Genomic DNA, 7,469 nt, shown 5'->3' with positions numbered 1-7,469 from the left:
GATAGAGCAGCTGACTTCTAATCAGCAGGTTCGGGGTTCGAGTCCTCGAGGGATCGCCATAAAAATAGGTAGTAAAATCGATGACTGGGCCTGAATTTTTAAATTCAGCGAGACGCTCAGCGAGACAAGATGGCGTGGAATCGCGTAATTTGACGTCAAAATGCGAACCACCGTCCCACACGCGCGGCTGCGTGTTTTATTTAGTGTCCGATAGCGGCCGGGGTGCCTTAGATAACCGACTCTAAGCGCGATTCATTTTAACCGGATGTTTCTAGTGTCAACTTTGGATTGAATGTCCGTGATTTTTTGTTTGCCTGCCGGGTTAAGCCGTTGCCTGTTTTTTTCAGATCTCCGCCATAAGGCGAGCGATATGTTTCTGCTAACGCTGGCAGGTGGGCGCGAACAACGTCTTCAAGGACTTTGGTAGAGGTGCTGCGCATGGCTCCGATAATTACTAAGCGCTGAGCCGCGATTGTATTCATGTGCTCGGCATCTTCATACTTGGCCAACCTAATTGGTTGCGCCTCTCGCGCATGATTTCTGATTAGCTCCGCAGGTGGAGAGCAACTCCTTCGATCCAGTTTCAAAGGTTGGTGCGCATCAGAATTTCGACGCGAATGCGATCTTGCTGGGAATGGGTTATGCTTTGGTCAGAAATTGCTTTGAGCTTTCGGACGGCGCTTCGCACAAGGTGTCCGGCATTCTGAGTGATGACGCAATCCAGTCGTCCAGCAAGGAGTGCCGCTTCGGTGAAAGGAGTCCGTTCATGTGCAATCCGAACAGTACCATTTACCTCTGGCAGACCCTGGATTATCGTAAGCGGCACACGCGCTTCGGATGACATCACATAGATGCCCACGATTTCGGGGTTGTTGCTGACCATGTTGGTAATAATCGCCTCTGCGCGTTCTTCATCACCATAGGTTTCTAGTGATGGTAGTGCCTTCAAGTTTGGAAAGCGCTCATTTAGTTCCGCATCAAAGCCCAAGCGGCGGTCGAGACTGTCTCGGGATTGCATACTTTCAGCAATTACAACAATGGAGCCGCGTGTGTTTCCACAGAAGCGACCGAGTAAGGCCGCCGCAGTTGCACCCGCAGCCTTGTTGTCGATGCCGACCCAATCCGTGTCCATCGTTGCTTGGTCAGAAACAAAAGGGAGAGCCGCGACGCCACGCTCTTGCAGGCGAAATATGGCATCTCGGACCTGCGGAGATTCCGGGGCCATAATGGCAACCCCCGTTACGTTGTCGGGTTCCAGTGAGCCAAGAAACGACGCAATGCTATGTGGGTCATTTTCATCGATCTGACGAACTTCGCACCAGATTTGCTCTTGGGCAAAGGCGTCTTCACCATCGTGGATGTGCCGGATGATCTCTTGAAGGAACGCATCTCCCGATCGGGGCAGGGCAAAGATGAACCGATAGCGCTTGGACTTGGCCAGGTTGGCGGCTTGGATGTTGCGCGTGAAGCCGAGCTCTCTGATGGCTGCATTCACTTTATCGACGGTTTTTTGCTTAACGCCATCGCGTCCGTTGAGCACACGATCAACGGTTGCCCGGCTGACGCCGGCTACTCGTGCTAAATCCTTTGTCGTTGGTCGCAGCATATAGCGATCGTCCCAGTATTCCGAGGTTTTGGAAATTTTATCAGACATTTGCAGCATCGAAAACTAGCGTCCTTTGCCCTGCTTTTAGGGTGGCATGAGCTATGTTCTACCACATAATGAGACACGTGCATCAAAAATATCTTGCAATGAGGCACGTGTCTCAATTAACACAATTGCGTAATGAGTCGGGCGGGGGGCCGGGCTTCAACAACAGGGAGGACATATCCTTATGAAAAATACCCTTCTCACATCGGTGGCTGCTGGCGCGGTTCTTGCGTCTGGCATTTCAACATCCGCTATGGCCGAAGATCTGACGCTTTGCTGGGCCGCATGGGATCCGGCAAATGCGCTGGTCGAGCTGTCCAAGGACTTTGAAGAGCAGTCTGGCCACAACATGAGCTTTGAGTTCGTGCCGTGGACCAGCTTTGCGGACCGCATGCTGAACGAGCTGAACTCTGGCGGCCAGCTGTGCGACCTGATGATCGGCGACAGCCAGTGGATCGGTGGTGGCGCAGAGAATGGCCACTATGTGAAGCTGAATGACTTCTTCGACGCCAACGGCATTGACATGGGCGACTTCATTCCAGCCACGGTGACTGGCTACGCAGAGTGGCCGAAGAACACGCCAAACTACTACGCTCTGCCAGCCTTTGGTGACGTGGTGGGTTGGACCTACCGCAGGGACTGGTTTGAGCGTCCCGAACTTCAGGCTGAGTTCAAGGAAACCTACGGCTACGATCTCGGCGTTCCGGAGTCTCTCGATCAGCTGACCGACATAGCGCAGTTCTTCCAGGGCCGCGATATCGACGGCACGACGGTTTATGGTGCCGCCATCTACACCGAGCGTGGATCCGAGGGCATCACCATGGGTGTGACCAACTGGCTGTACAACTATGGCTTCGTATATGAAAACCCCGAGCAGCCCTACGATCTAGCGGGTTTTGTGAACTCTCCTGAAGCTGCGGCAGGCCTCGAAGCCTACCGTGAGCTCTATGAAACTGGCACGCCTCCGGGGTCATCCAACTGGTACATGGGCGAGAACATCGATGCCTATCGTTCCGGCCAGGTGGCGATGCAGATGAACTTTGCCTTTATCTGGCCGGGTGTTGAAGCAGACGAGAACGTTGGCGGCGGCAATTCCGGCTACTTCCCGAACCCAGCCGGGCCTGCAGGTCAGTTTGCCCAACTGGGTGGACAGGGCATCTCGGTGGTTGCTTATTCCGAGAAACAGGAGGCGGCGCTGGAATATATCCAGTGGTTCGCGCAGCCTGAAGTACAGGCCCGTTGGTGGGAGCTGGGCGGTTATTCGGCACTGAGTGCCGTTGTCGAAGACCCCAGCTTTGCGACGAGCCAGCCTTACGCACAGACCTTCCTCGACAGCATGGCGATCGTGAAAGACTTCTGGGCCGAACCTGCCTATGCGGACCTTCTGATCCCTATGCAGGAGCGCATCCACAACTATGTGGTAGCAGGTGAAGGCACTGCCCAAGAGGCGCTTGATGGGCTGGTTCGCGACTGGACCGATGTCTTTGAAGACGAAGGTAAGCTCTGAGAAATCCTCCCTGTCGGATCCCCAAACGCGTCACGCGCGGGGACTGACTTTCCCCAGCCGAGTAAAACCTTGGCTGGGGGATATTCTCATACATCGGCACGATGTGAATTTTGCCAGAGCAAATTCACTTCACAGGAACACCAAATGACGACTTCCCCAATAGACAAAGTGGCGGCAAAGACCCCCGATGGTATTGCGCGCAAGATCAAAGGCCTGTCTGATCGGGCGATCGCCTGGATCTTCGTCGCGCCAACAATCTTTTTGCTTCTTGCCGTCAATATTTTCCCGTTGATCTGGACGATACGGTTAAGCTTTACCGATTATCGGGTCAATCGACCGAACAATGATGTCGAATGGGTGGGTCTACGAAACTATCAGCGCATTCTGAATGACCCAGACATCTGGAACACGATGCAGGCAACCGCGCATTTTTTGCTCTGGACGATTGCCCTGCAGGTCCTGATTGGGTTCACGCTCGCCTATCTGATCAACAAGAAATTCAAAGGTAATGACCTTTGGACGACGATCATTGTCTTTCCAATGATGTTGTCGCCTGCCGTGGTGGGTAACTTCTGGACGTTCCTCTATCAGCCGCAAATTGGCTTGTTTAACTACATTGTGGCCTTCTTTACCGGCGCTGATCCGGCGAGCTTTTCAATGATTGGCGATGTGCATCTCGCACCTTGGGCGATCATTATCGCAGACACGTGGATGTGGACACCGTTTGTCATGCTCATCTGCCTAGCCGGTCTGCGATCCATCCCTGACAGCATCTATGAGGCCGCAGAATGTGACCGCGCAAGCAAATGGCGTCAGTTCTGGACGATCACAATCCCCATGGCGCTGCCGTTCCTGATGTTGGCCGTCCTTTTCCGCGGAATTGAGAATTTCAAGATGTTCGATTTGGTGGTTCAGCTGACGGGCGGTGGTCCGGGTAACACGACCACGTTGACATCCATAGACCTCAAACGCGAGGCGTTCGAGAAGTGGCGAACCGGCTATTCGTCTGCCTACGCCGTCATCCTCTTTGTCACCGTGTTTGGCCTCGCGTCGATCTATGTCAAAGCGCTCAATAAGGTAAAAGAAAGATGAGCTTCTCTGTCACCGAACCAACCAAGGGCACCAAGTGGTTTGCTGGTATTTTGGTCGTCGCCTACGCGGTTATCACGATCACTCCGCTTTTGTGGATCATAGCCACTGGATTCAAGTCGCCGTCAGATTCCATCGCCTATCCGCCTGTTGTGGTCTTTGAACCGACTTTGGAAGGCTATGTGAACCTCTTTACCGATCGGACGCGCGCGACCAACGATATGTTGGAGGCTGCGGGACCGCCACAGACGTGGTACGAGGAAATCGTGCGGGAACGCGGCACTGTGATCTCTGGGCCGTCCCGGTATGGCGAGCGCTTTCTGAACTCCGTTATCATTGGCTTTGGGTCAACAGCGCTGTGTATGATCCTAGGCACCGCTGCCGCTTATGCGTTCAGCCGGTTTCGGGTGCCGTTAAAGGACGATCTGCTGTTTTTCATCCTGTCCACCCGGATGATGCCGCCCATCGCGGTTGCGATCCCGATCTTCCTCATGTTCCGCAATCTGGGTCTCAACGATACCCACCTTGGCATGATCCTGCTTTACACAGCCGTGAATCTGTCTCTGTCAGTCTGGCTTCTCAAAGGGTTTATTGACGAAATCCCTCTGGAGTATGAAGAGGCCGCGCTTATCGACGGTTACACGCGATTTCAGGCCTTTTTCAAAGTTGTGCTGCCACAGGCCGCCACGGGTATCGCCTCGACCGCAATCTTCTGTCTTATCTTCGCCTGGAACGAATACGCCTTTGCTGTGCTGCTAACCTCGGGTGAAGCCCAAACAGCGCCGCCCTTCATCCCGAATATCATCGGAGTGAATGGCAAGGACTGGCCCGCTGTGGCCGCTGGCGCCACGATCTTCCTTGTCCCCGTGATGGTGTTCACCGTGCTCCTGCGTAAGCACCTACTGCGCGGCATTACCTTCGGAGCGGTACGCAAATGACCAACTTTATCAATGGCCTGCTGCGGCTTCGTCGTGGCCCTTGGGAGATGGTAGCCTCGATCCTTATTTCCTTGGGTGTCATCATGTTGATGCAGCCCCTCGCCATCGGGCTATACACCTACTCCTTCATAATAACTCTGATCGGCACGGTGTTGTTCATCATCGTCAGCCACTTCCCAGACTAGGAGGCGTACGAATGGCACAAATACGCATTGAAAACGTGCGCAAGGAATTTGGGGCCTTTACGGCTGTCCAGTCCTCGACTTTCACAATTGAAGATGGCGAATTCTTCATGCTGCTGGGGCCATCCGGCTGCGGCAAGACGACAACACTGCGAATGATGGCTGGGCTAGAGCTACCGACATCGGGTGAGATTTTCATCGACGGCGAAGAAGTCGGCCAAAAGCCCGCTAGCCAGCGCGATATCGCCTTCGTGTTTCAGATGTTCGCGCTCTACCCGCATATGAATGTCGGCAAGAATATTAGCTATCCGCTGCTGAGCCAGGGCATGCCAAACGCACAGGTGAAAAATAAGGTCGCCGAAATTGCCGAAATTCTCGGCATCACCGATATCCTAAACAAGCCGGTTGGCGGGTTGTCAGGTGGTGACCGCCAACGGGTGGCCCTTGGTCGCGCGATCGTGCGCGATCCCAAGGCGTTCTTCATGGACGAACCTTTGGGGGCGTTGGACGCTGAGTTCCGCGAACATATGTCCCAGGAATTGCGTGCGCTGCATGACCGAATGAATGCAACCACTGTATATGTGACCCATGATCAGCTAGAGGCCATGCAGATGGGCGACAAAATCGTGGTGATGAACCACGGTGTCGTCGAGCAATTTGGTGTTCCGCAAGATATCTACGACTGGCCTGCGACCAAGTTTGTGGCACAGTTCATCGGTTCCCCTCCGATGAACTTCCTTGACTTCAATGGTGTTGTGGGCACCGGAGCAACTGAAGTCTGCATGAATGACATTTCGATCACTATTCCAGAGGCCCGTGAAGGGACAACCGGCGCGATCACATTTGGCATTCGTCCTGAACATGTGCGGCTTGATGATGGCGCACCTTATCGGGGACGTGTAGTTGCAACCGAATACCTTGGCACCACCCAGATCGTGACGTTGGAGACGGCCAATGGCGTTGTAAAGGCACGCTTGCCGTCAGCTGAACGTATCAATGTCGGCGACCAGACAGGACTGCAATTCGACGCGCGGACCATTACTCTGTTTGATGCAGAAACCGGCAAGGCGTTGAAGAGCGCTGCAAATAAGGAGGTTTTGTCCAATGGCTGATGTCACCTTGAACGGTGTGTCTAAATCCTTTGACGAAGAAACCGCCTTGCACAATGTTACGATGACCGTACCGGACGGTTCTTTCGTAGTGTTGCTGGGCCCGACGGGAGCAGGAAAGACAACGATGCTGCGCATGGTCTCTGGCCTAGACAAGCCTGACGCGGGATCTGTCATGATCGGAGGCCGTGACATGGCCGGGCTTACGCCCGCACAACGCAATGTGGCCATGGTTTTCCAGCAGTACTCGCTTTATCCGCACCTGACCGTACGGCAAAACCTTGAATTCCCGCTGAAGTCCCCGATCCTGAAAACGTCTCAAGCTGAGATTGACAAGAAGGTAGGTGAGGTGGCCGAGGTTTTGCAAATCAGCCACAAGCTTGATAACAAGGCGACGGCCCTTTCGGGGGGCGAGATGCAGCGTGTCTCGATTGGGCGTGCGCTTGTTCGCAATCCATCCGTATATCTGATGGACGAACCGCTGAGTTCGTTGGACGCCAAATTGAGATCTGATTTGCGGATCGAACTGAAAAGCATTCAGGCCAACTCGGGTGCCACGCTTCTTTACGTCACCCATGACCAGATCGAGGCGATGACCATGGCCACCCACGTGGGAGTGCTTGACCATGGCAAGTTGGTGCAATTCGGGACGCCCCGCGAAATCTACGAAAACCCGGTCAGCGTCTATGCCGCAAGCCGTCTGGGCCAGCCACGCATTAACGTTGTGCCCGCTGATCTGTTTGGTGGTGCGCCTGCGGGTGCGGCGAGCATTGGGCTGCGGCCAGAGCACATCGTGCAAGGTGAAGGTGAGGACAGCATGGTCACCCGTGTCGAACATCTGGGCGATCAGACGCGGCTGCATCTGGCGTTCAAGAACCACGATCTGATCACGGTCACGAACGCACATACAGAGCTGATAGAGGGCGATATCGTCAAGATTCGCCCGCAAAAACCATATTATTTCAATGCCGCTGGCGAGCGCGTGATCTGAGG

Annotated in this window: 8 protein-coding genes; 6 read left to right on the top strand and 2 right to left on the bottom strand. The window is 54.3% G+C overall.

The genetic code is table 11. The features are described 5' to 3' along the window. Positions 1-257: 257 nt before the first annotated feature. Together AAC620_RS06445 and AAC620_RS06440 are read right to left on the bottom strand one after the other, a co-directional pair. On the bottom strand, positions 258-482 hold the full coding sequence (locus AAC620_RS06445; RefSeq protein WP_340243544.1) for a hypothetical protein: 225 nt from the start codon (positions 480-482) through the stop codon (positions 258-260). Positions 483-583: 101 nt separating this feature from the next. Further along, the gene (locus AAC620_RS06440) at positions 584-1,654 is read right to left on the bottom strand and encodes a LacI family DNA-binding transcriptional regulator (RefSeq protein WP_340243543.1); all 1,071 of its coding nucleotides are present in this window, start codon (positions 1,652-1,654) and stop codon (positions 584-586) included. 181 nt (positions 1,655-1,835) lie between these two features. Here AAC620_RS06440 and AAC620_RS06435 point away from each other — a divergent pair, with 181 nt between their 5' ends. The 6 genes from AAC620_RS06435 to AAC620_RS06410 all read left to right on the top strand — a co-directional run bounded on the left by AAC620_RS06435 (position 1,836) and on the right by AAC620_RS06410 (position 7,467). Then, positions 1,836-3,158, top strand: a complete 1,323-nt coding sequence (locus AAC620_RS06435) for an ABC transporter substrate-binding protein (RefSeq protein ID WP_340243541.1) — start codon at positions 1,836-1,838, stop codon at positions 3,156-3,158. 144 nt (positions 3,159-3,302) lie between these two features. After that, a complete protein-coding gene (locus tag AAC620_RS06430) occupies positions 3,303-4,250 on the top strand; it encodes a carbohydrate ABC transporter permease (protein WP_340243539.1) in 948 nt (315 codons plus the stop codon). Further along, on the top strand, positions 4,247-5,185 hold the full coding sequence (locus tag AAC620_RS06425; protein WP_340243537.1) for a carbohydrate ABC transporter permease: 939 nt from the start codon (positions 4,247-4,249) through the stop codon (positions 5,183-5,185). The genes AAC620_RS06430 and AAC620_RS06425 overlap by 4 nt, the downstream gene beginning before the upstream one ends. A 47-nt stretch (positions 5,186-5,232) precedes the next feature. Continuing rightward, positions 5,233-5,370, top strand: coding sequence for a hypothetical protein (locus AAC620_RS06420; RefSeq protein WP_340243536.1), 138 nt, complete (start codon positions 5,233-5,235; stop codon positions 5,368-5,370). A gap of 11 nt (positions 5,371-5,381) precedes the next feature. Beyond that, complete coding sequence (locus AAC620_RS06415) at positions 5,382-6,479, top strand: ABC transporter ATP-binding protein (protein WP_340243535.1); 1,098 nt, start codon at positions 5,382-5,384, stop codon at positions 6,477-6,479. Beyond that, entirely contained in the window at positions 6,472-7,467 is a 996-nt protein-coding gene (locus tag AAC620_RS06410) for an ABC transporter ATP-binding protein (RefSeq protein WP_340243534.1), read from the top strand. The genes AAC620_RS06415 and AAC620_RS06410 overlap by 8 nt, the downstream gene beginning before the upstream one ends. The last annotated feature ends 2 nt before the right edge of the window (positions 7,468-7,469 follow it).

Source organism: Roseobacter sp. HKCCA2468 (assembly GCF_037805105.1).
GTDB lineage: Bacteria > Pseudomonadota > Alphaproteobacteria > Rhodobacterales > Rhodobacteraceae > M30B80.
Note: the sequence above shows the minus strand (reverse complement) of the source record. Positions and strands in the feature narration are given on the sequence as shown.

Bases quoted from the DNA above. Each gene is read 5' to 3' on its own strand.
- AAC620_RS06410 (WP_340243534.1), top strand. From the start codon at position 6,472: ATGGCTGATGTCACCTTGAACGGTGTGTCTAAATCCTTTGACGAAGAA.
- AAC620_RS06435 (WP_340243541.1), top strand. From the start codon at position 1,836: ATGAAAAATACCCTTCTCACATCGGTGGCTGCTGGCGCGGTTCTTGCG.
- AAC620_RS06415 (WP_340243535.1), top strand. From the start codon at position 5,382: ATGGCACAAATACGCATTGAAAACGTGCGCAAGGAATTTGGGGCCTTT.
- AAC620_RS06445 (WP_340243544.1), bottom strand. From the start codon at position 482: ATGAATACAATCGCGGCTCAGCGCTTAGTAATTATCGGAGCCATGCGC.
- AAC620_RS06425 (WP_340243537.1), top strand. From the start codon at position 4,247: ATGAGCTTCTCTGTCACCGAACCAACCAAGGGCACCAAGTGGTTTGCT.
- AAC620_RS06420 (WP_340243536.1), top strand. From the start codon at position 5,233: ATGGTAGCCTCGATCCTTATTTCCTTGGGTGTCATCATGTTGATGCAG.
- AAC620_RS06440 (WP_340243543.1), bottom strand. From the start codon at position 1,654: ATGTCTGATAAAATTTCCAAAACCTCGGAATACTGGGACGATCGCTAT.
- AAC620_RS06430 (WP_340243539.1), top strand. From the start codon at position 3,303: ATGACGACTTCCCCAATAGACAAAGTGGCGGCAAAGACCCCCGATGGT.